At 47.5% G+C, this 26,101-nt stretch carries 27 protein-coding genes and 1 pseudogene; 16 read left to right on the forward strand and 12 right to left on the reverse strand.

Translation table 11 applies throughout. The features are described 5' to 3' along the window. Window positions 1-116: 116 nt before the first annotated feature. Together QU597_RS13025 and QU597_RS13030 are read left to right on the forward strand one after the other, a co-directional pair. Window positions 117-884 carry an SDR family NAD(P)-dependent oxidoreductase gene (locus QU597_RS13025; protein ID WP_310833004.1) on the forward strand — a complete coding sequence of 256 codons (768 nt, stop codon included), beginning with the start codon at window positions 117-119 and terminating at the stop codon, window positions 882-884. A gap of 136 nt (window positions 885-1,020) precedes the next feature. Beyond that, window positions 1,021-1,380, forward strand: coding sequence for a hypothetical protein (locus tag QU597_RS13030; protein WP_310833005.1), 360 nt, complete (start codon window positions 1,021-1,023; stop codon window positions 1,378-1,380). 61 nt (window positions 1,381-1,441) lie between these two features. On the opposite strand, the gene QU597_RS13035 is transcribed toward QU597_RS13030, so the two are convergent. Together QU597_RS13035 and QU597_RS13040 are read right to left on the reverse strand one after the other, a co-directional pair. Further along, window positions 1,442-1,522: a BBE domain-containing protein gene (locus QU597_RS13035; protein ID WP_310833307.1), complete on the reverse strand. Its 81-nt coding sequence runs from the start codon at window positions 1,520-1,522 to the stop codon at window positions 1,442-1,444. A gap of 16 nt (window positions 1,523-1,538) precedes the next feature. Continuing rightward, window positions 1,539-1,646: pseudogene (locus QU597_RS13040) on the reverse strand (hypothetical protein); the annotation flags it as partial. 282 nt (window positions 1,647-1,928) lie between these two features. On the opposite strand from QU597_RS13040, the gene QU597_RS13045 reads away from it, so the two are divergent. The 8 genes from QU597_RS13045 to QU597_RS13080 all read left to right on the forward strand — a co-directional run bounded on the left by QU597_RS13045 (window position 1,929) and on the right by QU597_RS13080 (window position 10,350). Next, window positions 1,929-4,313: a polyprenyl synthetase family protein gene (locus QU597_RS13045; RefSeq protein ID WP_310833006.1), complete on the forward strand. Its 2,385-nt coding sequence runs from the start codon at window positions 1,929-1,931 to the stop codon at window positions 4,311-4,313. Between the two features lie 185 nt (window positions 4,314-4,498). Further along, window positions 4,499-4,945 carry a hypothetical protein gene (locus QU597_RS13050; protein ID WP_310833007.1) on the forward strand — a complete coding sequence of 149 codons (447 nt, stop codon included), beginning with the start codon at window positions 4,499-4,501 and terminating at the stop codon, window positions 4,943-4,945. A gap of 1 nt (window position 4,946) precedes the next feature. Then, window positions 4,947-5,186: a helix-turn-helix transcriptional regulator gene (locus QU597_RS13055; protein ID WP_310833008.1), complete on the forward strand. Its 240-nt coding sequence runs from the start codon at window positions 4,947-4,949 to the stop codon at window positions 5,184-5,186. Window positions 5,187-5,189: 3 nt separating this feature from the next. Next, entirely contained in the window at window positions 5,190-5,906 is a 717-nt protein-coding gene (locus QU597_RS13060; protein WP_310833009.1) for a DUF4386 domain-containing protein, read from the forward strand. A 157-nt stretch (window positions 5,907-6,063) separates the two neighbouring features. After that, complete coding sequence (locus QU597_RS13065) at window positions 6,064-6,873, forward strand: alpha/beta fold hydrolase (RefSeq protein WP_310833010.1); 810 nt, start codon at window positions 6,064-6,066, stop codon at window positions 6,871-6,873. A 202-nt stretch (window positions 6,874-7,075) separates the two neighbouring features. Further along, window positions 7,076-7,483, forward strand: coding sequence for a serine hydrolase domain-containing protein (locus tag QU597_RS13070; protein ID WP_310833011.1), 408 nt, complete (start codon window positions 7,076-7,078; stop codon window positions 7,481-7,483). Between the two features lie 19 nt (window positions 7,484-7,502). Further along, window positions 7,503-8,993 carry a serine hydrolase domain-containing protein gene (locus tag QU597_RS13075; RefSeq protein ID WP_369698852.1) on the forward strand — a complete coding sequence of 497 codons (1,491 nt, stop codon included), beginning with the start codon at window positions 7,503-7,505 and terminating at the stop codon, window positions 8,991-8,993. Between the two features lie 262 nt (window positions 8,994-9,255). Continuing rightward, window positions 9,256-10,350 carry an amidohydrolase family protein gene (locus QU597_RS13080; protein ID WP_310833013.1) on the forward strand — a complete coding sequence of 365 codons (1,095 nt, stop codon included), beginning with the start codon at window positions 9,256-9,258 and terminating at the stop codon, window positions 10,348-10,350. A 220-nt stretch (window positions 10,351-10,570) separates the two neighbouring features. On the opposite strand, the gene QU597_RS13085 is transcribed toward QU597_RS13080, so the two are convergent. The 7 genes from QU597_RS13085 to QU597_RS13115 all read right to left on the reverse strand — a co-directional run bounded on the left by QU597_RS13085 (window position 10,571) and on the right by QU597_RS13115 (window position 17,082). Continuing rightward, entirely contained in the window at window positions 10,571-11,404 is an 834-nt protein-coding gene (locus QU597_RS13085) for a sulfurtransferase (RefSeq protein ID WP_310833014.1), read from the reverse strand. Window positions 11,405-11,464: 60 nt separating this feature from the next. After that, entirely contained in the window at window positions 11,465-12,298 is an 834-nt protein-coding gene (locus QU597_RS13090) for a MerR family transcriptional regulator (protein WP_310833015.1), read from the reverse strand. Window positions 12,299-12,320: 22 nt separating this feature from the next. After that, window positions 12,321-13,058 (reverse strand): ABC transporter ATP-binding protein, encoded by a 738-nt coding sequence (locus tag QU597_RS13095; protein WP_310833016.1) that lies wholly within the window; start codon window positions 13,056-13,058, stop codon window positions 12,321-12,323. 30 nt (window positions 13,059-13,088) lie between these two features. Continuing rightward, on the reverse strand, window positions 13,089-13,844 hold the full coding sequence (locus QU597_RS13100; protein WP_310833017.1) for an ABC transporter permease: 756 nt from the start codon (window positions 13,842-13,844) through the stop codon (window positions 13,089-13,091). Between the two features lie 92 nt (window positions 13,845-13,936). After that, window positions 13,937-15,100, reverse strand: coding sequence for a phosphotransferase (locus QU597_RS13105; RefSeq protein WP_310833018.1), 1,164 nt, complete (start codon window positions 15,098-15,100; stop codon window positions 13,937-13,939). Between the two features lie 3 nt (window positions 15,101-15,103). After that, window positions 15,104-16,024, reverse strand: coding sequence for an ABC transporter substrate-binding protein (locus QU597_RS13110; protein WP_310833019.1), 921 nt, complete (start codon window positions 16,022-16,024; stop codon window positions 15,104-15,106). A gap of 35 nt (window positions 16,025-16,059) precedes the next feature. Then, window positions 16,060-17,082: an ABC transporter substrate-binding protein gene (locus QU597_RS13115; protein WP_310833020.1), complete on the reverse strand. Its 1,023-nt coding sequence runs from the start codon at window positions 17,080-17,082 to the stop codon at window positions 16,060-16,062. Between the two features lie 244 nt (window positions 17,083-17,326). On the opposite strand from QU597_RS13115, the gene QU597_RS13120 reads away from it, so the two are divergent. Next, window positions 17,327-17,785: a hypothetical protein gene (locus QU597_RS13120; RefSeq protein ID WP_310833021.1), complete on the forward strand. Its 459-nt coding sequence runs from the start codon at window positions 17,327-17,329 to the stop codon at window positions 17,783-17,785. 129 nt (window positions 17,786-17,914) lie between these two features. Here the strand turns inward: QU597_RS13120 and QU597_RS13125 are convergent, their stop codons facing one another. The 3 genes from QU597_RS13125 to QU597_RS13135 all read right to left on the reverse strand — a co-directional run bounded on the left by QU597_RS13125 (window position 17,915) and on the right by QU597_RS13135 (window position 22,244). Further along, window positions 17,915-18,676, reverse strand: a complete 762-nt coding sequence (locus QU597_RS13125) for a DUF975 family protein (protein WP_310833022.1) — start codon at window positions 18,674-18,676, stop codon at window positions 17,915-17,917. A 299-nt stretch (window positions 18,677-18,975) separates the two neighbouring features. Further along, window positions 18,976-21,252 carry a preprotein translocase subunit SecA gene (locus QU597_RS13130; RefSeq protein WP_310833023.1) on the reverse strand — a complete coding sequence of 759 codons (2,277 nt, stop codon included), beginning with the start codon at window positions 21,250-21,252 and terminating at the stop codon, window positions 18,976-18,978. Between the two features lie 614 nt (window positions 21,253-21,866). Continuing rightward, window positions 21,867-22,244 carry a PilZ domain-containing protein gene (locus QU597_RS13135; protein ID WP_310833024.1) on the reverse strand — a complete coding sequence of 126 codons (378 nt, stop codon included), beginning with the start codon at window positions 22,242-22,244 and terminating at the stop codon, window positions 21,867-21,869. 386 nt (window positions 22,245-22,630) lie between these two features. Between QU597_RS13135 and QU597_RS13140 the strand changes: the two genes are divergently transcribed. The 5 genes from QU597_RS13140 to QU597_RS13160 are packed head-to-tail and all read left to right on the forward strand — an operon-like array spanning window position 22,631 to window position 25,962. Further along, window positions 22,631-23,215 carry a TetR/AcrR family transcriptional regulator gene (locus QU597_RS13140; RefSeq protein WP_310833308.1) on the forward strand — a complete coding sequence of 195 codons (585 nt, stop codon included), beginning with the start codon at window positions 22,631-22,633 and terminating at the stop codon, window positions 23,213-23,215. Window positions 23,216-23,236: 21 nt separating this feature from the next. Next, complete coding sequence (locus tag QU597_RS13145; protein ID WP_310833025.1) at window positions 23,237-24,058, forward strand: substrate-binding periplasmic protein; 822 nt, start codon at window positions 23,237-23,239, stop codon at window positions 24,056-24,058. Window positions 24,059-24,100: 42 nt separating this feature from the next. Beyond that, window positions 24,101-24,745, forward strand: coding sequence for an amino acid ABC transporter permease (locus QU597_RS13150; RefSeq protein WP_310833026.1), 645 nt, complete (start codon window positions 24,101-24,103; stop codon window positions 24,743-24,745). A gap of 18 nt (window positions 24,746-24,763) precedes the next feature. Next, entirely contained in the window at window positions 24,764-25,510 is a 747-nt protein-coding gene (locus tag QU597_RS13155; RefSeq protein ID WP_310833027.1) for an amino acid ABC transporter ATP-binding protein, read from the forward strand. 17 nt (window positions 25,511-25,527) lie between these two features. Beyond that, window positions 25,528-25,962, forward strand: a complete 435-nt coding sequence (locus QU597_RS13160) for an OsmC family protein (protein ID WP_310833028.1) — start codon at window positions 25,528-25,530, stop codon at window positions 25,960-25,962. Window positions 25,963-26,101 lie beyond the last annotated feature (139 nt).

Below are 26,101 nucleotides of genomic sequence, written 5' to 3' on the forward strand. Positions count from 1 at the left end.
TTCGGTTTATGGTATAATTTGGTTGATATGTCGAAATTGCTCGCTTGATTAGGGAATGGGTCGAAATGAGGAACAATACCGAACCGAAACTCTATAACAAAGAAAGTGGTGTTTTGATGAATCACAGATTTAGCGGGAAAGTAGCCATTGTAACCGGAGCGGGGAGCGGAATTGGAAGGGCTTCTGCCAAAAGACTTGCCTTAGAGGGGGCTTCTGTCGTTTGTGTAACCATTTCAGACTCTGGAAAAGCTACTGCGCGGGAAATTACTGAACTGGGAGGGGAATCGCTTTTTATTCAGGGGGATGTTTCAAAAGAGGATGTTGTTAAGGGCATAATCAAGGATACTATTGAGCATTACGGTAAAATTGATTGCCTGTACAATAATGCTGCTATTACCGGTGATAATCAGCTAGTGGAAGAATACTCGGTAGAGACTTTTGAAAGAGTAATCGACACGAATCTTATCAGCCAGTTTATGATGATGAAATACGCAATTCCGTACATGCCGTCCGGTTCAGCCATTCTAAATTGCGCTTCCCTTCATGGTACCATTGGGATGGCCGGTGATGCGGCCTATTCCGCAAGCAAGCACGCGATTATCGGTTTAACGAAGTCTGTTGCGGCTGAGTTGGGTCCGCGCAATATCCGGGCCAATGTACTGGCGCCAGGGCCTGTACCGACAGTCATGATGGGCCGTTATGAACGGCTCCTTTCGGATGACGTAGAAGGCTTACAATCTGCAATTGCCAGCGGGACAGCGCTTAAACGCTACGGAACCCCTGATGAGATTGCGAATTTTGTATGCTTTCTGCTAAGCGATGAAGCCGGCTTTATCACAGGCACTGTCCATCTTATCGATGGAGGATATTCCGCTACCAAATGAGCTCTCTTATTAAAGAGAAAACTGAAATTCGTTAAATACATTAATAAAATTTCCTTTTTCTCTCAACTCGCATTTAAGAATAGCCGATATAAATTTAGTAGGTACATATTTTATATTCATATTTGGAGGAATCAGCATGCCTTACACAATGGAAGTAAATGTTCAAAAAAATCAAGTGGTGGTAAAAGCATTAGGACTTACAGAAGCAGACGTGCCATCTTATATATCTGATTTTGAAAAAGCAATGAAGCAGCTTAAACCGAGCTTTACGGGAATAACTGACGTTACAGGTTCAGCGACCATTCTTTCCCCTGAGGTTGCAGGAATGCTTGCACCTACTGGCGAAATGGCTGTTGCTAACGGCCTCGGCGGATGGGCTTATGTAGCAAACTCCCCAATCTGGAAAATGCAGATGAAGAGACTTTTCGGAAGCTTTGCAGTGCATTATCCAACTTATGAAGAAGCAGATGCTTATCTTCAAAGCTTGTCTAAATAATTCCTCCACCTTAAGAGAAGGTCCTAAACGGGCCTTCTCTTTTTGTTATATACAGATAACGTTAAGGTCTGCGGGAGGGAGGAATGCTCTGCGGATTGTTAAAGACATTACCAGGGTCATATTTAGCTTTTACTCTCCGCAGCCTCGGATAATTACTTTACTTTCGGGAAACGGTCAGTATGGGGATCCCAATTTCTGCGTGCTTTTTCATAACCCGGATCTCCTTTGAAGATAACCCGTCCGGTAAGCTGCGTTTGTAATTTCATAAATCACAACTCCTACTTTAGTGATAAATTCGATGTAAGCAACTAAATCAAGACCTGATAGCTTATGAGGGGCATCCGTCCAGGGAGTGGGCGAATATAAACATTTTCTGATCCTGTTGTCTCATGAACCGCTAATAAATATAAGCGTGACCCTCCGGATGGATTTCGTAACCTAACTGCTTATTGTCCGTATAAGGATAAAAAGCTTGAACCGAAAGCATGCATTCTCCAAGGTGAATTGCAGCTATGTATATCAAATAAGACATTGAGGTTGTGCATTATATGAATGTGAATATTATGAATCATGTTAATGAGAGCTACCAACTGGCTGAGGAGAGGGCGGCCCGGTACTTTACATCGCTCTATAATCAGGTCAGGAATAAGTCTTATGTGCCAGCCCTGACAGAGGATATTCAAATATGGAAACGGAAGCATATGCGGGGTTATTCGGGCGTAAGCTTATTTTCACGGGGAAAGAACAAGCCGGATACCCGGGATTACTACCGGTACATTCAATGGCTGAATTACACAGGGAAATTGGATGATTACTTGGACCGCAGTGTCTCTTACATTTATTTGCGAGATCTGGGGAAAACGCTGGATTCATTGGTTACCCAGAACCGGATTCAGAAAACTGTGGCTGATTTGAACAAACATTTGCTAAAGTCCGTCAACACGAACAAAGGTGAGCAGCCGGAATTTATGAATCTGGCAGGGGTGTACAGGTGGGCCCAGAAGGAAGGTACTGAAACTGCAGTGATCTGGTTGTTCAAAAAACTAAGATCGGTAGCTTCACATATACCTGAGGGAATGAGTGCGGAGCATGCCCAGCGTAAGCTGATCAAGATTATTCTGGGCGTTGTTCTCCATGTGATGGATGAGCTGGGGGATGCTGCACCGCCCGGTGAGCGTTCCCGCAGGCTCGATGAAGCGATCAGGCTTGGATATTCCTATGGTCTTACCTATCCATTTATTGATGATCTGCTGGATTCTCAGATTCTGACTCTTCAAGAAAAAGCGCAATATTCCGATCTGATTCGTTCTGCACTGCTTACAGGAATTGTGCCTGCGCTGGATGTATGGAACGGGGAGAATGTGAAGCTGATTCGTTATATCCATTCGGAGCTCACAGAGGCTTTTGAGTATATTAAGCAGCATCAGAGCCCTGACACGCAGCAGACCTTTTTCGAGCAGTCCTATGTCTTTTTTCATGCTCAGGATATCGACCGTGTTAAGGTGCTTTCACAGCCCGGTTACACCAATGATGAACTGTATATCCCCGTTATTTTGAAGTCATCATCATCCCGGTTGGTTGCGCGTTCTGTAATCAGTGCGCCTGAGGATGCCGGCTTTGAAGAGCGGACCTTCTTTTTTGGGATCTACAATCAGCTTGCCGATGATTTCGCGGATATGGAGCAGGATCTGAAGGATGGTGCGGTGACACCTTATACTTATTATTTGCAATATCATGAGCAAAGACCGGATTTGATCAATCCCTTCGAATTGTATTGGGCAGTTGTATCCAATCTCATCCGCAGCGTTTATAATTCCAATGCTAAAGTCCGTGAGGTAATATTGGACCGGGCGATTAATGGACTTAAGCGTTTCAAGGAGCGGGCAGGGGCTGAGAAATACAACGAGACGATGGGGAGGTTTGCAGCCGGCCATCCGGAACTCAATCGGCTTATTCAGAAAATGGTGCGCAAAGCGGATGATGTGGACTTTTTCGATAAACTGCTGCGCGACCGGATGGTTGAGCATTTGAGAACGGAGGCAAGGGAACAGGAGGACTTCCACGCTACATTCAAAAGTGCCCGCAGTCTGATTAACAGCGAGCTGAAATTCACCAAGCCGCAGGGGATTACGGCAATGAAGGAACAGCTGATCGATGCGGCCAATTACAGTCTGGAAGGGGACGGGAAGCGGGTTCGTCCTATTCTGACCTGGGTCATGGGCGTGAATGAATACGGGTTGGAGTCTGAGGCCATTGTTCCGCTTCTGAGATCACTCGAATATATGCATACTGCATCCCTGATCTTTGATGATCTGCCCTCACAAGATAATGCGTCTACCCGCAGAGGGCGGGAGACCTTGCATCAGGTTCACAATAGTGCTACTGCCGAATTAACCGGGCTGTATTTGATTCAGAGAGCGATTGGAGAACAAGCCTCCCTGAACCGCTTCAAGGCTGAGACCGTTATTGCCCTGATCCGCTACTCGGCCCAAAAGGCAGAAGACATGTGTATGGGGCAGGCTATGGACTTGGATTCAAAAGGAAAGAATTTGACCCTGGAGCAGCTGAATATGGTTTGCTTTTATAAGACTGGTGTGGCCTTCGAGGCATGTCTGGTCATGCCGGCTATGCTTGCAGAGGCTAGCGAAACGGAAGTTATTGCCCTCAAAAAATTTGCCTACCATATGGGGATTGCGTTTCAGATCAAAGACGATCTGCTCGATGTGGAGGGAGATACGGATGTACTCGGCAAACCGGTCGGCAAGGATGTGGCGAACAATAATTCGAATTTCGTCTCGATTCTTGGAATCGAAGGTGCGAGTAAAGAAATGTGGGAACATTATTGTCTTGCTACGGAAGCGTTACAAGCGATTCCCCGCAATATACCGTTCTTGAAACATCTAATGAATTACGTGGTGAACAGGGAGCGTTAAGCCTGTAAAATGCGTGTTAGTTTGCACGAAATTCTCATTGTCGTTATTCACTATAACAAGCCCGCACAGGTTGCGGGTTTTTTTATTCGGTCCACGATGTAAAGAAAACTTGACACTGAGAATGGTTTGATATACATTGTGTATAACAAACTTAACTTTTAATTATTCTGTAGGGGGGGCACAGCATGACTTATCAGGAAAAGAAGAGCATCGTATCGATCATTAGCGCCATTCTCATTTTCGTATCTTTTAGCGCGTACAAGTATGTGCATTATCCTGCGGAAGGAATGGAGCAGACAGAGATGTATCACTACTGGGGCTCTTTTGTCCTCGTACTGACTTTGGTTTCCATCTTTGCGCATATCGTGATCAGTATCATTTTCAATATCGTTTTTCGGATCACAACCGGGGAGAAGGAGCCGAATTTCGCGGATGAATTGGATAAACAGATCGAACTGAAATCGCACCGTAATGGCTTCTTCATCTTTATTCTCGGTTTCCTTCTTGCCATGGGATCACTGGTCATCGAACAGCCAGTACAGGTGATGTTTGTCATCCTGATTGTCTCGGGATTCATATCCGATGTCGCGGGCTCCGTGACGAAGCTATATCACTACAGGAGAGGAGTCTAAAATGAGTAAAAATCTTGTTGGCAATCACATCCGCAAATTAAGATTCGAATATAACGAAATGACGCAGCAGCAATTGGCTGACAAGGTGGGTGTAACCCGGCAAACCATCGTGGCGCTGGAAAAGGGCAATTATTCGCCTTCGCTCGAGCTGGCTTTTCGCATCGCTCAGGCATTCAGCTTGCATTTGGAAGAGGTATTTTTTTATGGGGAACAAATTCGTAAAGAAGAAGATGGAGGTTAAAACATGAAATCAGCCAATTCAGCCAAATCAGCCGGGAAAGTCGTAGGGGTGCTGTTTATCCTTGCAGCGGCATCATCGATCGTTGCGCTTATCCTTTACAGTCCGATTCTCCAAGATACCGGTTACCTGAATGATGGTGCTGCACACGCAAACCAGGTGATCCTGGGAGCGCTGATGGAATTGATCCTTGTTGTTTCGGCGGTGGGGACGTCTATTACTATGTTTCCATTCTTGCGCAAGTACAATGAAAGCATCGCGCTTGGTCATGTTCTCTTCCGGTTTATGGAAGCAGTAGTCATTACTGTCGGCATCGTCAGCATATTGTCCCTGCTAACCTTAAGCCGGGAATATGTGGCTGCAGGCACCCCGGATCCTGCACCGTACCTGGCGTCCGGCACTGTATTGCAAGCCGTTCACGACTGGACATTCCTGCTTGGGCCTAACTTCATGCTGGGAGTTAATACATTGTTGTATAGTTACATCTTCTATCATACCAAGCTTGTTCCCCGATTTATTTCGATCTTGGGAATGACAGGTGGCGTCTCCGTTTTCATTGCTTCATTGTTGGAAATGTTCGGCGTATTTTCTCAGCTTTCAGTCTGGGGCGCCTTATTCTCACTTCCTGTAGCGGCGAATGAGATGATTTTAGCGGTATGGCTTATTGTCAAAGGATTTAATGAATCTGCGGTTGCACGTGTATACAAGTCGCAGGCTATTTGAAATGTTGAAGAGACGAGTTTGGAAAATAGCACTCTGGATGTTGGCAGCATGTGTTGCTCTGATAGCTGTCGGAGCCTGTTATCAGTGGTATTGTGCGGTTCAGGACAGGAAAACATACCAGCCGGTTGGAAGGCTGTATGAGGTCAAGGGAAATAAGATGCATCTATATTCGGATGGGGAAGGGGAAACAACCGTTGTATTTGCATCAGGTTGGGGGACAACGAATCCATACGCTGACTTTTCGCCTTTATACGAAGGACTGAAACAGCATGTGAAAATCGCAGTCTACGATCGCTTCGGTTACGGATTTAGTGACGTGACAGGCAAAGAACGGAATATTGATGAGATTACAGGTGAAATTCACGAACTGCTACAAGTCTCAGGTCATAAGCCGCCATATGTTTTTGTTGGGCACTCGATGGGTGCACTGGAGACGATCCGTTATGCCCAGCGTTATCCCGAGGAAGTGAAAGGAATCCTGACGATCGATGGCGGAAGCCCTGAATATTATGCCCTTAGCCCTGAACTGATGTTTATTCCAATCCTCTACAAGGCGCTCAGGACAACAGGTGTCCTTCGGACTTTATATCATTTGGAATCCTTTAAGAATTGGGCAGCCAGCGAAAGCAACGAAGAAAAATTGCTCCCTGAAGCGCAAAGGACATTAAACCGTAAATCAATGCTTCTGCTGGCCGGTAACCGGGATATGGTTGATGAAATGCGCAGGAGCCAAGAGAATGCACAGATTGTATTAGCCGGTGAGAAGCCACTGCATATACCCATTCGCGTTCTGACCGCAGATTATTTCGGCAAGCTGGCAGAGGATCGGGCATGGGCAGACAGTCAAGCCGAGCTGGTTTCATGGTCGGTTGACGGCAAGCAAATTATTGTAGAGGACAGTTCACATTACATCCACAGTTATCACCCTGATCTTATTATCAAAGAACTGTTGCAATTGATTGAGTAGTTCACCATACCCCGGTGAAAGCGTTGAATATAAAGCAGACAGCGGTTCTCCAGTACTGGGGGCCGCTGTTTGTTATGTGGAGGAAGTGTGGAGAACCGAAATCCGCATGTGGTTTATTTTACAAAATTATGCGCTTTTGTGTGAAAATTCTTGTTAGAATAGGAGAGCTGCAGGAATTTACTCGACTAAAGGAGAGGTTTTATTGTTAAGAAGAGGATTCACACTTGCGTTCTCGATACTATTATTGTTGTCTTTTAGTATCACAGAGTTTGCAACGGAGAAAGTTAGCGGTGGGGCAGGGGGGACAACCCCTTCCGGGATTTCGTTGGCTGGTTTGGAAGATTTTGTCAACGATTATGTAAAGGAATACATAGGAAAACATACCGTAGGTGCGTCTGTTGTTATGGTGAAGGATGGCCGGGTGGTACTGTCCAAGGGGTACGGTTACGCCGATGTGGAGAAGCAGATCCCTGTCTCGCCGGGTACGGTAATGGAGTGGGGCTCGATCAGCAAGCTTACAGTATGGACGTCCGTGATGCAGCTGGCAGAACAAGGGAAAATTGACCTGAATACAGATATCCGCAGCTATTTGCCGGAGAATCCTAACTAAACTGAAATATGATGATCCTATAACGATGTTCAATCTGATGAACCACAATGCCGGATTCGAGGAGTATATGTTCGATATGGCCTATCAATCTCCTCAGGAAGTGCGGTCGCTGGAAGAGGGGCTGCAGCTTGCCCAGCCGACACAGATTTACAGACCCGGTGAGGCTGTAGCCTATTCGAACTATGGCAACTCCCTGGCTGCATATATCGTGGAGAGAATCAGCGGCCAGCCTTATCATGAATATGTTCAGCAGCATATCTTTGATCCTCTGGGCATGAAAGATTCCATTGCCTATTCCGTCGTAGAGGACCGCCCGGAGCTGCTAAAGCATAAAGCTAAAGGGTATTTCTTCCAAGAAGAAGGGTCCTTTAAGCAGGGTTCATGGAATTATATGTCTATGTACCCTAACGGCGGGAATAACGGCTCTGCTGAGGATCTGGCAAAGTTTGCGATGGCATTCCTGCCGGCAGCCGGAGAACTGTCCCCCCTGTTCGAGAAACCTGAGACGCTGAACACGATGCTGGCACGGAGTTATACCTCAGCGGAAGGTATGCCGGGCAATGCACATGGGTTCTGGGAATATCCCGGGCTGCACCGGACGTTAGGACACGGCGGGAATACAATTGCTTTTGCCACTAATCTGCAGATCGTCCCTGAAGACCGGTTTGCGATCGTAATTATGTCTAATCAGGCCAGCGAATCCAATATTGTTTATGGCCTGACCAAAGCGATCGTTGGCATGCGTGAGCAGGCGGGTGCTGTCAATCTGCCCGATCCATCTGAGGTTCAAGGTAAGTTTATGGCCGCGCGCCGCCCTGGACATGGCTTCATGAATCTATTCCCTTACCTTACGCTGATGACGCTTGAGCCGCAGGGAGCAAACCAGCTCCGGGTATCACTGGCAGGCATGACCGGAAGCTATAAGCAGGTACAGCCTTATCTCTATCAGAAAGTTAGCGGAGACTCGGCGCTCGATGCCTGGCCCATGCTGCATGCAACAGTCAGTGATGGTAAGGTAAAGGCGATTTCGGTGTATACCACTGATTATTTGCCGCTGCCTGCCGGTAAATCGATGACGGTGCTGCTCTTGAGTGCTGCGCTCGCGGTGCTGGCCGTTGTCTATTTCTTGCTAGCCCCGTTTGTATTACTTGTGCAGACGGTCTTATCCAAACGGAGAGCGAGAAGAAGTCAGGCACCGGCACGTGCTGCCGTTAGCCGCAAGCTGGCTGTAGGCCTCACCTTAACCGGTACCGGCATTGTGGTGAACAATCTGGTCCTGGCCCTGCGGATGATCAGCAATAATGAGCGAGCCTATGCAGAAGTGTATCCGCAGATTATGGTTAACTATGGTCTGACTGGACTGGCGGTATTGTTCTTGGCGGCACTGCTGGTACCGAAGAAGAAAAAGCGGTCTGCTTCAACTGCCCGTGACAAGTGGTCGGCCATTCTTCCAGGGGCGATGATGGTTGTTCTGGTGAGCCTGCTTGTATTCTGGCAATTCTATAGTTAAGCTGGAAGTGTTCTGAGCTGAAGTGATTAGTAGAGGTGTTCCACAAGCCATTCGTATGGCAGTGGACACCTCTTTTTTTAAAATAAAAGCCTTGAAATTTAGCAGTTGCCGTGGTGATGAATAATTCGGAAACGTTTCCGATTAATGGTCTTGTCCGGATAATTTTCGTGTTATAATGCGAATTGAAATTATTAATTATTATGGGAGGTTTTGGATGGTGGATCGCTATAAAACATCCCTGGTTATATTGGCGGCATGTTGTATGTTAATAACTGCATCAGGTTGTACGGCAGCGCAACCGGACAATCAAGCGGAACCCAAAGCGACAGCAAATACTCAAGCGGTAAGCCCTGAGAACACAGTAACGGCAGAACACACTGATTTGAAATCGTCAACGGATCAGCCGGATTTTACTCAGCTGGTGAATACATACGGGCATCTGGGACTGATCGACGCTCATAATCATGATGCATCTGGCAAGCAGTTTCAAAGGATGGAGGATGTATGGACGAAGTATAAAGTGCGAAATGTCATTATTTTCGGAGACGTTTCCGAACATAGCGCAATTCTGACCGATTCTTACAGCTGGTACGCTTACCAGAGCAATCCCGACTTTTATATTCCCTATTTCTCCGGCTTCGATCTCCACGATCCTGGCAGTCTTGATGTAGTCAAAGACAATTTAGAAAAGGGTTACTTCGGCCTGGGCGAGATTGCTGCGGCTTCAACTCATTCTCCGGTACTTTCGAATGTGGAATGGAAGGCGAACGATCCCATGGATGGTTATCTTCCACAGATTTATGATCTGATTGCGAAATATAAGGCACCAATTCTTTTGCATATCGATCCGCCAAGCGGAGAGCCGGTAGCCAAGCTGGAGCAAGCCTTGAGCCAGCATCCGGATACGACTTTTATTTTCGCCCATATCAATGCCTACAACACTCCTGAAGAAGTCGATCGCTTAATGGCGAAATATCCGAACCTTTACGCTGATTTTTTTGCCGGCTTCTCCGTCTACAATCCAGAAGGGGGGCTGCACCCGGAAATCTTTATTCCTGTGATTAAAAAGTATCCCGATCGTTTTATGCTAAGCACAGATTCCGGATATGGACTTGATGGCGGGGAAGAGAAGGCCATTGAGGGTATGTACCGCATGCTGTATCTGTTAGACGATCCCCAGATAGCACAGATGATCGCCAGGGATAATCTCATGAACCTGATTCAAAGGCAACCAGCGACAGAGACGCAGTTGAGAGCCATTGTTGAACTGGAGAAAAGCACCGGTAAGTCCTACGGGGATAGTCTAAGCAAGCTGGAGGCAGGGGAAATACTTGCTCTGGCGGATAAAGGTTTATAGCATAGGCGGCAACCATTAAGGACTTGTCGAAAAAGGTTGGATGCTGCTCCATCAGGGGCAGCGGAGCGAATTGTGCGTAGCTACTGATTGAGAAGGTTCCGGATCTGACGGCAATTAGCTGCGCAACAATGTCCGTATATTGCTGAACCTCCAGCTTGCCGATGCATGAATATAATTTCAGCACAAAAAGCCCGCACCCCGTGCGGGCTCTTCCTGTTGACTATTCACCAGTGGCGATAGGGTTTGCAGGATAAGATATCCAGTCACCCCAGCTCCCTACATACAGCCGCACATTCTTATATCCGGCCTCGGTTAGTGCAAGCACGTTTGGACAAGCGGTGACACCTGCGTTGCAGTATACAGCATATTCAGCATGTGGCGGTAAGTCGGCAAACCGTTTTTTTTGCTCCACGGAATGTAAAAATACACCTTCGCCGGAGAGGCCATCCTCCCAGTAGCGGTTCAGCGCGCCGGGAATATGGCCGTTGACCGGATATTTGGTTGGTTGTTCGGCAGTATAACTGCCGTGTACCCTGGAATCAATCAGCAGCAGACCAGGGTCACTCAGTCGCCTGCTAATTTCGCTGGCGTCTATCGTCATTTCTTTGCAGATGTGCGGTGTAAACACGTTTGAGTTCGGAGCAGCAGGTGCTGCGGTTACGGCTCCGCCAGCTATACACCACTGCGTAAAGCCGGTGTCCAGCATTCGTACATCGTCATGTCCGTAATAGCGGAGCATCCACCACAGCCTGGCAGCAACGGCTCCCTTCTGGTCATCATAGACGATGACGGGTGTGGACGGGCCGATACCGGCTGCCCCCAGTTTGCGGGCGAAGAGGTCCGGATCAGGCAGAGGATGCCGGCCGCCATGCGCCATGATGGGACCAGAGAGGTCTTCATTCAGATCAAAATGAATAGCACCGGGAATATGGTTACGCTGGTAAGCCTCTTGTCCCGCAGTCGGTTCACCGAATGTGAAGCGGACATCCAGAAAGACGGTTTGTCCTTCCCGGAAGCGAAGGATGGCTTCTTCTACTGAAATCAGATGTGACATAGTACTCCTCCTCGGGTTTGTTGCTTGATTCTGTACAGCATTGCTGATCAGCAATGCTTCTCAGGACACGATGGGAACGATCAGTTCCGTGACATAATGCTCCGGGACACGGGTACTCCAAGGATCAATAATGTTTCGTTCATAAGCCGCGCCTTGAAATTTGAAGTTGTGCTGTCTGGCCCAGCCTGTAAGCTTGTGATATGTATCCGCAATTCGGCTGTAGCTGCCTTTGTGTATCGCCGTAATCGCCTGGAATCCGCCCAGGGTAAATGTTTCCACACCAGGATACTCCTCCTCAATTACAGAGGTGTAGGCGTCAAGTTCCCGAAACGTGCCGTTTATCCGTTCCTCAAGGCTGTTGAAGCGCAGCATAAACGGACCATACGCGAAAACGTCTTGGCGCTGGCACAGTTCAACAAAGGAAGGGCTGTACAGCATTTCCTCATGATTTTGCCCTTCTTTCAGTTCATACCGGAAATGAACGGTTTGATAAGAGGGAATTGTCCGCACATCGATACGCCCATTTGTGTCAGGTTGAGTGAGATAAGCTTCACCGTGCCGGAGCAATTTGCTCCATTCGGTAATCGCAAAATGTTTCTTTTGAAGATCAGCAATTTGTTTCTCTACAGACTTTAATTCTTTTGTGAAAAAATCGCTGAGGACGCCGATATCGAGTACCCCAATCAGTTCTTTGATATCATCTAGACGGAAACCAAGCTGTTTATAATATTTGATCAGCGGAATCTTAAGGGCACTTTCTTTGGAATAATACCGGTAGTGGTTTTCATCTGAAATTTTGTCCGGTCGCAGCAGACCGATCTCATCGTAGTAACGCAAAGTCTTAACGGGAATACTGCACAGCTTGGACACTTCTCCAATTGAAAAAAATTCCATGTTTTGCCCTTCTTTCCGGTTGCTACAGCAATGTTAGAATGTCTTCCTTGATGGAGAGCAGTTCACCTGAGACCAGCCGTTTCGTTTTGTCTTCGCGCAGCATGGGCAGGTGGAGCTCCCTGATGATCCGTCCCGGTCTGGAAGACATGATATAAAGCCTGTCTGACAACAGCAACGCCTCGTCGATATCGTGTGTAATGAGCAGAATAGACAGATTCAGATTTGTCTTGATGTCCAGGAGCCAGCGCTGCATTTTACTCTTGGTGATTGAATCCAGAGCACCAAACGGCTCGTCAAGCAGCATGGTTTCTTCAGAAGCGAGAAAGGTACGCAGAAAACTTGCCCGCTGCTTCATGCCGCCGGACAAGCGGTACGGGTACTCATCTTCATATCCGCGTAAACCCATCAGCTCTATATAAGAGTTTGCACGCTCACGTCCTGCTTTTCGCGATTCTCCCTTGAGTACCAGCGGAAGTGCAATGTTGTCCAGCACAGTTTTCCAAGGCAGGAGCAAGTCTTTTTGCTGCATATAACCGACACTGCCCTGGATCGACATGTGCCCGGAATGGTCATCAATCAAACCTGCAATCAGGTTGAAAATAGTGCTCTTACCGCAGCCGCTCGGTCCAATGATAGAGACGAATTCGCCGCGGTCCAGGTGAAGGGAAATATCTTTAATGATTTCGCTGGAACCGTAATGTTTCCCGACACCACCCAGTGAAACAAGTGTATCCAATCTAGCTGAATCGGTGGCAGACACGCTACCCCCTCCTTATAAACTATATATATTTCATTTCCAGTGCGTTACTTTTTTGGACACATAATCGATCAAATAGATCAACAACACACTAACAAGTGTAATGACGAGGATCGAAGCAAAGACCTTGTCTAGTGTATATGCTTTTTTGGCACGAACCATATAGACACCGATGCCCTTAACGCCGCCTTGCCATTCGCTAATGACAGCAGCCATTATCGTATACGTTGCCGCAATTTTTAAGCCTGAGAAAAAGTTCACCGCAGCAGCAGGAAGCTTGAGATGGAAAAAGACTTGTATTCTCGAAGCACCGTAAGAGCGAAAGAGGTTCAAATAATCCCGGTCCACTTTAGCGAACCCGTCTACAAGGCTGACAGCAATCGGAAAAAAGCAAACTAGAATAATAACCAAAACTTTGGTCAGCATCCCGAAACCAAACCAGACGATCAGAATGGGTGTCAAGGCGATGATCGGCACCGTTTGGGAGATGATCAGAATCGGGTAGAATGACTTTTTCACAATAGTGAAATTATCCATGATAATACTCAGAATGAATGCCAGAGCAACGGACAGAGAGAATCCGGTAGCGGCTTCAATAAGTGTAACTTTTGTATGCGCGGCGATCAGGGGAAAATCGGATACTAGTGCCTGAATGACCGCTACAGGTGATGGGAGGATATAGGACGGAAGCTGTGCGAGGGAGACAATAATCTGCCACAAGCACAGTAAAACAAGTACGGCAGCGACCGGATATACTCTGTCTGTTAGTCGGAGCGTTTTTTTGAACATGAGATCACGCCTTTGAATGTTAATAACTATTAATCACATTAAATTAATGGGTAATAAGCCTACGATAACAAAACCGCTGATCATCGTCAATATCAGAATGAGGCAGACGTCCACCGGGATTGCAGTTGCTCTAGCACATAGCGCCCCTCGAAACTATGGAACCAACGGGCATGTCCCAACAGAAATTCATGATACGCTAGATCCGCATTTTCCTGTGAGCCGACGATCCCGGCAAAATAATCAATTTCGGACAGGGCGTATTCAGCGTGCACCAGCGGCAGCATAAACGGTAACGCACTCCGCTCTGCTGCCGTCAAGGGACGTACAGCTTCATAACCGTCGAGCAGGGCGACCATTTGATCAGGGTGGAAAATGCTGCTCCGGCCAGGCTCGTCCATACGCAGCCATTCAATCGTATTTCGTTCAATCGTGGTCGCCAGATCGTAGACGGCATTGGTGCGGTCGGCCAGCCCGAAATCGAGAATGGCGGCGACCTGTGCATCAGCACCTTCACCGGTCCACAGCATGTTGGAGGCATGCAGGTCATTATGTGTCCAGAGCGGTGGAAGGGCCGGCAACAATGGAGCGAGCTTTTCATGGAAGGGGGAGAGCCACGCCATGATCTCACTCACCCAGTTACGCCCCTTTAAGTAGTCTAACAGGGCCGGCCTAGCCTCGACATAGGCGGCTAGCTGTGCCGACGGATCTATGTGCGCAAAGATACTGAAGCCGGAGACGAGCGGGCGCGGAGAGCGTGCCGGAGCATTATAACCTGCCGACGAGACATGCAGCTGCGCCAGTGCACGTCCTGCTTCGCGGGCATGGGACGCATGTAAAAAAGGCGTCCATGATACGGCATGACGGTAGAGGTCAGTCCCTTGTGCCAATGGCTGAAGCTCGTAAGTCCAATCGCCAATCGAATGAGCTGTTCTGCCATGCGCATCCGCCATGATTTGGCTTACAGCCGCGCCGCAGCTATGCAGATGCTGCAAAAAACGATGCTCTTCCAGTAAGCCTTCGGTATCCCGGACGGAGGAATGATGCCGCTTGACAAATACCGGTCCAGACTCGGTAATGACGATGGCTGCGCTGGAAAAAGGTCTTGGGCTGTGCCAGGCGATCTCCCGTAATTCACCTAGTGCAGCATAACGGGCAATCAACTCGGAGGCCTCTGCGGGTTCAATGATCTGCCAGTCGCGCGCAGTCGGTTCCAGCCCCATGCCGTGACCATATTCTCTATCCGATTGTGCAGACATAGGCTACACCTCCGCTGGTAAAAATTCATTTGTGTAACTTTCGTGCCAGCGTTCGGGATGCTGTAAGATACCGTGACGGGAGAGCCATGCGGCATATGGTTCGATCATTTCCTGTCGCTGATACCCCCAATGACCCTCATGCAGCCAGGTCCCGGCGATCAGTGGAAGCGACCTGGCAATCAGTTCGGCCGGAAAGTAAGGCAGAATGTGCTCATAGATGTCAGCAGCCTGTTTGGGATCGGCAGCAACAGCGTGAAAACCACGTGAAGTGACAGCAAGAAAGGTGCGGATTTCATCTGGACTCGCGGTAACTTTGTCTGTTCGTGTGCCCAACTGGTAACTGTGGTAAGGTGGAGCACCGATCTCATCCACGGGCCAGATGATTCTTTGTCCAGCAGGGACGGATGAATCCATCTGAAGTTCCCAGGCCCAGTAACTGCCAAAGGTTGCATCAATTTCACCCGGAACGATGGACTCTGCCGGAAGCTCGCGTACTCCGCTGTTCACCCAAATAATTTCATCCGGGTTGCCGCCGTCGGTGGCGACCAGATGCCGAACCATCGCAAGCCCGCGCGGGGTCGGATTGAGTGCAACCCGTTTGCCGCTAAGGTCCCGCGGACGCAGAATGCCTGTATGTTTCACAGTCTGTATCGTCTCCATAGCCCGATGATTGATAGCCGCAATGGCTTGCACAGTCGGGCTGCTTTCCCGCAAAACGAGCAGACGGTTGCTTGGGAATATGCCATAATCCGCTTCGTTCCGGTCCAGATACGCGAGAGTATCTCCCCGTCCCGGATCGGCAGCAACCAGTTCAACATCCAGACCGGCCTCTTCATACCAACCTTGCTGGCGCGCATAATAAAATCCGGCGGAGTTGGTCCATGGATAGAAATATTCAAGAATAACCCTAATTTTGGTTGTCATAGCTGTGGTCTCCTTTAGTTCCAGCCCCGGAAGGTTCAAGGCTGTGGCAGAAATTCATTGGTATAAGCTTCGCTTGCAGGCAAGTTCTTCGTAATCAGGCCCCTTTGTTTCAGGAAAGCGGTATAACGGTCCCACACTTCAGGTTTCATCTCTCCCCAGCGCGGAGCATCGTCAATATATTTGGATGCCAGAAACTTCTGGCTTTCCTTGGCCAGTTCCGGATTGATTTCCGGGGCGTATTTCAGCAATATTTCGGCACTCTCTTCCGGGTGTGCGATCGCATATTGATATCCTTTTTCCGTTGCTTTCAGAAATTTGCTGATTTGTTCTGGATGTTCCTGTATTGCTGTACGGTTTGTGATGAGCAGCGGGGTATAATAATCGAGCGCCGGATCAAGCTCACGAGCCGAAATATAGTTCAGTTCCATACCTCTAAGCTTTGCTTCAATACCAGTCCAGCCTTCGAAAATCCAGGCGAAATCAATGTTGCTTTGCGTAGCGGCAAAGAAATCGTCATCTCCGAAGTTGACCATCTTCAATTTGCTGAAGTCGGCACCGTTGTTATCCATAACGGCTTGGAGTACAGCTTCTTCCGATGCGGCTCCCCAACCGCCATAGAACTTGCCTTCAAAGTCTTTTACCGTTTTGATATTTTTGGAAGCAGGGGAGGCAAAGCCTGACGTGTTGTGCTGGATCAGCGCAGCGATCGCCTGGATGGGCAGCGGTTCCTCGCTGGTCAGCGCATAAGTGACATCCTCTTGGTAGCTTACGCCAAAGTCTCCTTTTCCGGCAGCAATCAGTGTTGCGGTTGTCCCGTCCGCTGGCTGGATAATATCAGTGTCCAGCCCAACTTCCTCGTAGTACCCTTTATCAAGGGCGACATACAGACCGGTATGATTCGTGTTGGGCGTCCAGTCCAGAATCACTGTCGTCTTTTCCAATTTGTCCGTCGTGTTTCCACTAACGGCACTGTTAGTTGCGGAGCAAGCGGACAACACCAGCAGTAAGGTAAGTCCTCCTGCCATCCATAGTGATGTGCGTGTACGTAATTTTTTCATAGCCTTTCCTCCAGTTCATCTGCTGCCCAATACTGATGTACATAAATTCAGATCAGGTTACTAGGTAATGAAGCTATAATAAACCCTCCCGTTAGGGGGAGGGTCAAGAACAAATAGTGCGGTCGCGTTCATTCCGAAAAAAGAACCAAAGCAGAATGTCGGAAAGATTGCAGATTTGCACCAATGTCTATATAGTTTTATACTTGTAGCTTACAGAATCGTATTACAGGGAGGAACGGTAACTATGGTGAAAAGTGGAAAATACATGCTTGCGGGTGCGCTTCTGACAGGGGTAGGCGTCTCTTTGATGACCTATACAGCTAGTCGCTATACTTCTTTTAAACGAATCGTAGCAAATACCATCCGTTTGGAAGACATCGCCTCTCTAGAAATCACGCGATTGTCGTCAGTTCCCGGTGAGAAGAAAGACGTCATTATTACTGATCCTGCAGTCATTGAGAGAATTTTTGCTGATTTTTCACATGTTCAGTTAATGAAATCGGCCCGAAATGTAAACTCCGACAATAAATTCAGCTACTATATTACGATCGTTCAGGCTGACCGCAAGCAACGATTTGATATTATTTTAAAGGGCAGTCAGCATATGATCATCTATGACAATGATTTGAACAATCCTCACTTGAATGCATATAAAATCATTAGCCCTTATTATCCGCAAGTGCTGGAACAGGTTTTTGACTGATTAGTGTTGACATAATCTGCTTCCGGGTATTATAAACAAGCTCTCATCGTTATAACTACAGCATAAAGAGCCTGCAGCTTGCGCAGGCTCTTTATGCTGTTCTCCGTATTATGAATAACAGATATGATTCTAAAAATAAGGTGTCGGTGCTAGCCGGAGTTCATATTCTGTTGTCAATTTATATGTAAGTGCATTATGGCGTAAATACAGGTAAAGCTCTGCCTTCGTGGCATTGATGTAGGGCTGGACGAATAATACGCCGATGCCGAGTGCCAGCAGGCCAAGCAAAATCCATCCAATAAAGCTCAGATCAAGCACAAACATGCGGAACTTATGTCCCTGTGTCATTTGCTTGCTTAACTCTACTGCACGGTTATATCCGATATTCGGATTGTCTGCTAGGATGTAAGGTACCTGACTGTACGCATAGGCTTTTACTATTCCTGGAATGATCAGCAACAGGAACCATAAGAAATTCAAAAAACCTCTCCAAAGCATAGTTAGAACTATAGCCCAATACCATTCCTTATTAAACGCATAGCCGATATTGCCCATACGGACTTCACCCTCGGCAGCCTGCTTGAAGTAACGCAATGAACCTACAGTAAGAGGAGAACCGATCAGGATATAGAATGCAATTCCAATTACCGCCATTATACCAACAATGAATAATACGATAACTAGGAAGGGGCCTAAAATTCCCCAATCCATGTCATGAACGGAGTTAGATAGTTCTGAACGAATTGATGAGGAGCCCATTCTCTGATCCAAGCTTGGGATACCCGAGCCTTCTCCAAGCAAAACCAGTATTAAACTCACCACAAAAGCCTTCCAATATGAAGTGCGCAGAACATCCTTAGCCCTTCGTTTTATTTCTTTACGATCCCACATCAAAACCTCTCCCTTTGTTTGCATTTTGTTCTTCGACTTACAATAGATACCATAGATTATGCCGAAAAGAAACAATTAATTGCCATTCGCACGAAAAAAACCGCGTGGGCCGCGGCTCATCTTTTTTTCGGTTGACCAACGATTCTCTGAGCAGAATATCTGCTGTTTACCGGTGAGAGATTCACGCTGCACACTACTTTCCATTCAAAATGGAAACAAAAAAGGGATATTTAAATTTTATTCTTATATTATGCTATTCGCTTCGGACAACATTTTCAGTTCTGAGACTAGTTCAGTCTTCAATACTTTGACAGCTTGAATACCGGCTTCATAATCATGCGGATCCAATAAGCAAATACAGTCGTTCCGGTCCATGAGCTGCGTTTATTCTGTAAGTATTGATCGTTAATAATATAAGTCCTGGTGGAGGCAGGGCTCTTTAACCCGAGCTTTTCCCACTCCGCCGGGTCATTCGTACCTCCGAGTCTTTCAAGCATATTTTCCGAGGCACTATTTACTTTAGACGGAATTTGCTCGTAGGCTTCGGTGATTTGCGCATGAAATTCGTCAATCGGATTACGGCTGGCAAGGCTCTCCAAATGGATGCTTTCGCGAAGGTAAGAAATGTATGCAAGATGTTCAGCCCAGAACTCGTCGATATAAAAAAGCCTGACCCGCTGCTCCGAAGGACTCATCGGCGTCTCACCTTTCAAAATTCGGAGCCGCTCCTCGTAAAGAATCCGTCTCTGATCCTCCACCATATCTGAATAGCAGTTCAGCTCCTTGTGGATATCGAAGTTTTGGCCCATAACAATACGCTGAATACTTGTGATCTTGCTGCCGAGTACTGGCTCTTCAAGAGCCTCATCCTGCTTTGGATCGCGAACCGCTTTGTAGATGCCGAAGCGAAGCAGCAACTCGTCCTCCATGCTTACATAAAATATGGAAGCTCCCGGGTCGCCTTGGCGGCCGGAACGCCCGCGCAACTGGTTGTCGATCCGCACGCTTTCGTTCACATGGGTGCCAATCACATATAACCCGCCCAGCTTAGCGACTTCCTCTGCTTGCGCGGGGTCGCCACCGCCAAGCCGGATGTCGACGCCGCGTCCCGACATATTTGTAGACACCGTCACTGCGCCGGTTTCTCCCGCTTTGGCGATGATTTCGGCTTCTTCAGCGTCGTTTTTCGCATTGAGAACATGGCAAGGTACACCGGCAGCCGCTAATGAGTCAGCCAGCATGGCAGACTCTTCGACGCTTGACGTACCAATGAGAATTGGACGTCCCGTTCGATGGACGGAAGAGATTTCTTGTACGAGTGCCTTAAGTTTGGCTTCTTTATGGGTATAGATCCTGTGCGGATGGTCGATCCGGATATTTGGCCGGTTCGGCGGGATTTGCACGACCTGCAGCGCATAAATATCTTGGAAGTCCATTGCCGAAGCATACGCAGTAGCCGTCATTCCGCAAATCTGCGGATACAGGCTGATGAAGTGTTGAATGGTGATCGTCCCGAGGATTTTTCCGCTGGTTGTAGAGGACAGCCCTTCTTTGGCCGTAAGCGCGGCTTGCAGCCCATCCGGCAAATACCTGTTCTCCGCCACGCGGCCGGTGTATTCTTCGATCAGCTCGATTTTGCCGTCCCGGACGATATAATCGATGTCTTTCATTAACAATGATTCCACATGCAGCGCGCAATTTAATGACGTCAGCAAGTGGCTGTTGTGGCTATCGTACAAATTGCCGCATCCCAGCAGCGATTCCGCTTTCTCAGCACCTGCTTCATTCAAGTAAACGTTCCGCTGGAAGTCGTCGAAGTCGTAATGTTCTGCTTGCTTGAGCTGCCGGGCCACTTCTGCGAAACGAAAGCCGTCGCTCCTGGAAGAGGCCGAATCGCCGCTGATGACTAGCGGCACCCGCGCTTCGTCGAGCAGAAGCGAATCTGCTTCGTCGACGATGACGTAGTGGAAAGGACGATGCACGGTATCAGCTTCGCTTAGTGCAATGGTGTCGCGCAAGTAATCGAATCCCGCTGTTTTAGCTGTAACATAGGTAATATCCTTGGCGTATGCTTCCCGTTTATCGTACAGGCTCATGCCAGCTTGAACCGAGTTTACCGTTAACCCGAGGAAACGATAGACCGGGCCCATCCACTCCGCATCCCGCTTAGCCAAATAATCGTTAAAAGTCAGCACATGAACGCCTTTGCCGGTCAGTGCATTTAGATATGCAGGCATAACAGCAGAGAGTGTTTTTCCTTCACCGGTATGCTGCTCGATCAGATTTCTCTCATGCAGAGCGATAGCTGCCATGATCTGGACATCGTAAGGCTGTAATCCGAGCTTTCTCTTTGCTGTCTCACAGACTAACGCATAAGCATCGACAAGCAGTTCGTCCAAGGGGGTATCTGACCGCGCTTCTTTTTGCAGCCGGAGGGATTCCGCTTGGAGCTGCCTGTCATCCCAGCCTTCCATATTCCGTTTCCTAATGAGCTCCGTTTTGTCCCGATAGACCTTCAGCTTATTCTGGTTATCAAGATTTTTGAATTTTCGCATGAACTTGACGGCTATATTCATATTAATCTGATCTCCCCTCGGTAGATATACGCTTAGTTTTGAACAACATTTGCGCTGATCTGTTGCCTACCCGCTTAATAGAATCAGATGTAGCTGATCCGAAAGTGATTAAAGTATAAGGTAAAACAAATGCAACATGCCGAGAAACTATGTGATTGAAAGGAATGGCGAACGTAGAGGAGTTTTCCAGTTATTGGTTGGGAATGATTGTAACTTATGTATTACACAATGTAAATACTATATTGCATTTTTGGAAAGCTTCCTAGAATCAAACAGTAGAAGGGATCTCTTATGAATAACTCCTATAATTTCACAACTGATTTACCGTCTATTTAAAGTACTCTAGCTCATTTCTCAAAATCTAAAAGGTAAGGCAATTGCTCCAAAATTTAAGATAAAAGAATGTAAAATGAACCAGCCACCATAAGAAAATACATATATAAGTTTGGGATCCCATCCAGCTCGTAGACTGTTTCTGTCGTGACACGGATGTTATTGGTTTAACCATGGCCTATAGTTTTATATAGGTGGTAAGGATAACATTACATGTTAAATTTTTCTGGTGTACAAAAAAAGGAGCATTCCTTTACGGGGAATGCTCCTTTTTGTATCACTCAACGAACCAATATTTTACCTTCACCAGCCAGTGTGCGCAGCATTTTTGGAAGGCGATCCTTGTCAGCTTCAGGAATGTCCAATTGAATGCCATAGTGAAAGCTATCAGATTCCTCCTTATACCATCTCAATGTTCCTTCTAAGTACATAGATTCTGCGGAGAGGGCCATATCCATGCCTATACGTACCAGGTTAGCTTCCGGGTTAATGTTCAAAGGAATCGATAATCGGCATCCCGAACGGCTAATGTCATATAGTTGTGCACTTACGGGTTTGGGGGGGACGGGGATACCGTTAATGGTAAGAATATGTAGATCAAATGTAGCAGGTTCTTTTAGAGTGTAGCGAAAAGGTTCAGTTCTGCGGTTACTGTTCATATGCTCCTCCATACTTTTCCATGTGTACTTAAAATTTATCGACACGGAAGCAGGATTAGTGAAGAGCTATAATCCCGGTGGTCCCAAGTTTAAGCCGTCATGCCACAGGCTGGCTGATTAGCGCCTCAACCAAATGCTGCGTTGCTTTTGGCTAATTTCAGAAAAATATGCCTGACTGACGTGATCATCTGACAGTCTATTGGCGGGATCATGCTCTAATAATGTCGTGTAGCGAACAAAAGGAAGAAATATCAAGAATCTATTGACAATAACATAGTTATCCTATAGGATTTAAAAAAGACAACTGACTGACGAATCAATCGGGAGGGGGAGATGGATTGCCCATAGATGATAACAACGGAAACATAGACCGCAGAACTCAGCTGATGCAGATCGCTCTGGAGAAGTTTGCCAGGCTGGGATATCATCAGACGAAAATATCGGACATCGTTCAGGAAGCGGGTGTAGCGCAAGGAACCTTTTACTGGCACTTTAAGAGCAAGGAAGCCATTGCGCTGGAGATTATCGAAACGGGCGAGGAACAGCTGCTGCAAGTGATTGCCCAAGGATATCGTCAAGATCCGGGAGATATAGCGGATATGGTAAAAGCATCAGAAGCACTGTTCCACCGGTTGTTCAATTTCGCCGCAGAGAACCGCCATCTTATGGAGATCCTCCTGATGGGAAATGGAGCCGACCAAACGATAAGGAAGCGTATTTCGGCAACCCGGAATGCGATGGAGCAAGCTTTTCGCCGCAATATAGAAAGAGCGATAGAGCTGGAAATGCTGCCTGAGGGTATAGAGGTTGAGCTTCGCGCTGCTCTGTTGATGAGTATGTGTGACGGCTTGCTCTCACGCTGGTTATTTGGCTCCGAAGACATTCATTCTAAGGTTGCAGAGGCCTCGGCACAGCAATTAGCGAGTGAGTTGGCCAGTTTCGAATTTTACGGATTGTTGGGAAAAATATAGATAAAAGGGAGAGAAACAATAATGATAAAACGTAAATTTGCTATGGTTACAATAACTGCTCTGGCAGTGTTCGGTCTGGTTCTAAGCGCTTGCGGAGGGAACTCGGACTCGGGAACTACGGCTGCGAATGAACTGGAACAAATTAAAAAAGCGGGCGTGATCAAGGTCGGTACCATGGGAACCTATCCGCCGTATACCTTTTTGAATGATAAGAAAGAAGTAGACGGTTTTGACCCTGATATCGCCAAGGAAATTGCCAAACGTCTTGGAGTAACGGCAGAATTCACGACTCAGGATTTCTCCGGGCTGATCCCAAGTCTGCAAGCGGAGAAATTCGACATCGTGATTAGCCAGGTTACGATTACTGATGAACGTAAGAAGCAAATTGATTTCACGGATTCTTACATCACGAACAATGTCAAAATCATCGTCAATACTAAAAATACAGATATTACGAAGCTGGAAGACTTCAAAGGGAAAACGATTGGGGTGGGCTTGGGAACGAACGATGAAACCTACCTGCGTACCGAAGTGCTGCCAAAAGTAGGTGATTTCAAGATCAAGACGTATGATGATGTCATTACCTCACTGAAGGATCTGGATGCAGGACGGATTGATGCGACCATTAATAATCTGTATGCCTTGAAACCGATTGTGGATGAGAATGGTTTCCAGATTAAAGCGGTGGGCGAACCAATCAAATCCGATATGGCGGGTGTAGCTCTTCGCCAGGATAATGCAGAGCTTCGGGATGCCATGAATAAAGCATTGGCAGATATGAAGGCAGACGGCACATACGACACTCTTTTCAAGAAATGGTTCAATGAGACACCTGCAAAATAAATGTTGTAGCGTGCGCCCTATGGCGGGAAGGGGGTAGTATTTATGCAACTCGTATTCGACAATCTGCCCTTCTTGCTGAAGGGCGCCGGTTACACTTTACTGTTGACGATTGTCTCGATGTTCTTCGGTCTGATCATCGGACTCTCGGTGGCAATCGCCCGTCTCAAAGGGAATCCGCCGATTCGGTGGATTGCCCGTTTCTATGTATCGGTCATCCGCGGGACACCGCTCCTTGTACAGATTGTTATCATCTATTATGGGCTAGTAGATTATGGGATTACGCTTGGTTCCCTGACAGCAGCCTATATTGCGCTCAGTGTAAATGCCGGGGCTTACTTGTCTGAGACGTTCCGTGGAGCCATTCTGTCGGTTCCGAAGGGACAACTGGAGGCTGCTTATTCAACCGGAATGACTCCATGGCAGGCGATGCGCAGAATTGTGCTGCCCCAGGCCATGCGTATTGCTATTCCACCTATGGGAAATACATTCATTGGTATGCTGAAGGAGACCTCACTCGTTTCAGTAATCACGGTCAGCGAACTCCTGCGTCAAGCACAGCTCCTCATTGCCCAGTATTATCAATATATGCCTTTTTATTTGGGGATCGGTGTGATGTATTGGATTATGAGTACAGGGCTGGCCTTCATCCTGGAACGGTTCGAACGCAGATTGGCCAAAGCTTATTGAACATGGAGATGACGTAAAATGATAACGACTACAGGCTTATCGAAGCATTTTCAGGATCATGAAGTGCTGAAGGGCATTAATATACAGGTGGCAGCACAGGATATTGTCGTTGTCCTGGGACCGAGCGGTTCAGGCAAAAGCACATTACTTCGCTGCTTAAATGGTTTGGAGGACATCTCAGGCGGCAGCTTTGAAGTAAATGGGATTGTAGTAGATGCCACTGCCTCCAGACGTTTGCGTCAGCAGGCCACCCGGAATATCCGTAAGCAGAGCGGGATGGTGTTCCAGCAATTCAATCTATATCCACACAAAACAGCGCTCGGCAATGTTATTGAAGGTCTGATCACCGTGAAGAAGCTGCCGAAGGAACAGGCTGTAGATCTAGGCCGGAAGCTTCTGGACCGCGTTGGACTGGCAGATCGTGAAGAATATTATCCATCCCGGCTCTCCGGCGGGCAACAGCAAAGAGTGGCGATTGCCCGTTCTCTGGCTATGGAACCCGCAGTAATGTTATTCGATGAACCCACTTCTGCGCTTGATCCTGAGCTTGTGGGTGAGGTGCTGAGCGTGATGCGTGAGCTGGCTCAGGAGGGAATGACAATGCTGGTCGTGTCACATGAGATGAAATTTGCCCGTGAAGTGGCGACTAAAATCATTTTAATGGCAGACGGTCATATTATCGAGGAAGCGGCTCCGCAGCGGTTTTTTGAAAATCCCCAGGAGGAACGGACACGCAGATTCTTGCGTCAAATCAACGAAATTTAAGGAAGAAGGTAAATATAATGAAAGTAACGACCCTTTGGAAAGGTAAACGGATGTTTGATTCAACCGGTCCTTCCGGCTATTCCGTGGGGATGGATGCAACTCCTAAATATGGCGGTAACGGCGAAGGCATGACTCCGATGGAATTGCTGCTAGCAGGGTTGGGAGGCTGCATGGGCATCGATATCACGATGATTTTGGATCGGTTCCTGCCAGAAATCACACGACTAGAAATTGAAGCAGATGGAACCCGCAAGGAAGCGAATCCTTCCGGATTTACAGCGATTGATCTGTTTTTTCATATTGATGGGAATGTCCCCGATTACCGGCTCTGGAAAGCTATCCTGATGGCTGAGGAGAAGTACTGCGCCGTCTCGGATTCGCTTAAAGCAGAGATTCACCCCCATCTAATCCTCAATGGAGTAGAAGTAGAGAAACCAGAGAAAACAAGCTAAGGCTAGGACTGGAATGATCCAGGAGTGTTATGTATCCTCCCAGTCTCCCTAGCCTAAATCCTGCAAAGAGAGAGGATATATGACCCGAAGCCGCTCTGTAGCTACTTTCCGATCCGCGCTTCGGCTCAATTGTGGGACG

The sequence above is a fragment of the Paenibacillus pedocola genome (assembly GCF_031599675.1).
Taxonomy (GTDB): domain Bacteria; phylum Bacillota; class Bacilli; order Paenibacillales; family Paenibacillaceae; genus Paenibacillus_AQ; species Paenibacillus_AQ pedocola.

Bases quoted from the DNA above. Each gene is read 5' to 3' on its own strand.
- QU597_RS13135 (WP_310833024.1), bottom strand. From the start codon at position 22,244: ATGAACAGTAACCGCAGAACTGAACCTTTTCGCTACACTCTAAAAGAA.
- QU597_RS13045 (WP_310833006.1), top strand. From the start codon at position 1,929: ATGAATGTGAATATTATGAATCATGTTAATGAGAGCTACCAACTGGCT.
- QU597_RS13145 (WP_310833025.1), top strand. From the start codon at position 23,237: ATGATAAAACGTAAATTTGCTATGGTTACAATAACTGCTCTGGCAGTG.
- QU597_RS13055 (WP_310833008.1), top strand. From the start codon at position 4,947: ATGAGTAAAAATCTTGTTGGCAATCACATCCGCAAATTAAGATTCGAA.
- QU597_RS13120 (WP_310833021.1), top strand. From the start codon at position 17,327: ATGGTGAAAAGTGGAAAATACATGCTTGCGGGTGCGCTTCTGACAGGG.
- QU597_RS13090 (WP_310833015.1), bottom strand. From the start codon at position 12,298: ATGGAATTTTTTTCAATTGGAGAAGTGTCCAAGCTGTGCAGTATTCCC.
- QU597_RS13065 (WP_310833010.1), top strand. From the start codon at position 6,064: ATGCATCTATATTCGGATGGGGAAGGGGAAACAACCGTTGTATTTGCA.
- QU597_RS13130 (WP_310833023.1), bottom strand. From the start codon at position 21,252: ATGAATATAGCCGTCAAGTTCATGCGAAAATTCAAAAATCTTGATAAC.
- QU597_RS13025 (WP_310833004.1), top strand. From the start codon at position 117: ATGAATCACAGATTTAGCGGGAAAGTAGCCATTGTAACCGGAGCGGGG.
- QU597_RS13050 (WP_310833007.1), top strand. From the start codon at position 4,499: ATGACTTATCAGGAAAAGAAGAGCATCGTATCGATCATTAGCGCCATT.
- QU597_RS13030 (WP_310833005.1), top strand. From the start codon at position 1,021: ATGCCTTACACAATGGAAGTAAATGTTCAAAAAAATCAAGTGGTGGTA.
- QU597_RS13100 (WP_310833017.1), bottom strand. From the start codon at position 13,844: ATGTTCAAAAAAACGCTCCGACTAACAGACAGAGTATATCCGGTCGCT.
- QU597_RS13155 (WP_310833027.1), top strand. From the start codon at position 24,764: ATGATAACGACTACAGGCTTATCGAAGCATTTTCAGGATCATGAAGTG.
- QU597_RS13085 (WP_310833014.1), bottom strand. From the start codon at position 11,404: ATGTCACATCTGATTTCAGTAGAAGAAGCCATCCTTCGCTTCCGGGAA.
- QU597_RS13080 (WP_310833013.1), top strand. From the start codon at position 9,256: ATGTTAATAACTGCATCAGGTTGTACGGCAGCGCAACCGGACAATCAA.
- QU597_RS13125 (WP_310833022.1), bottom strand. From the start codon at position 18,676: ATGTGGGATCGTAAAGAAATAAAACGAAGGGCTAAGGATGTTCTGCGC.
- QU597_RS13060 (WP_310833009.1), top strand. From the start codon at position 5,190: ATGAAATCAGCCAATTCAGCCAAATCAGCCGGGAAAGTCGTAGGGGTG.
- QU597_RS13150 (WP_310833026.1), top strand. From the start codon at position 24,101: ATGCAACTCGTATTCGACAATCTGCCCTTCTTGCTGAAGGGCGCCGGT.
- QU597_RS13115 (WP_310833020.1), bottom strand. From the start codon at position 17,082: ATGAAAAAATTACGTACACGCACATCACTATGGATGGCAGGAGGACTT.
- QU597_RS13105 (WP_310833018.1), bottom strand. From the start codon at position 15,100: ATGTCTGCACAATCGGATAGAGAATATGGTCACGGCATGGGGCTGGAA.
- QU597_RS13160 (WP_310833028.1), top strand. From the start codon at position 25,528: ATGAAAGTAACGACCCTTTGGAAAGGTAAACGGATGTTTGATTCAACC.
- QU597_RS13110 (WP_310833019.1), bottom strand. From the start codon at position 16,024: ATGACAACCAAAATTAGGGTTATTCTTGAATATTTCTATCCATGGACC.
- QU597_RS13140 (WP_310833308.1), top strand. From the start codon at position 22,631: ATGCAGATCGCTCTGGAGAAGTTTGCCAGGCTGGGATATCATCAGACG.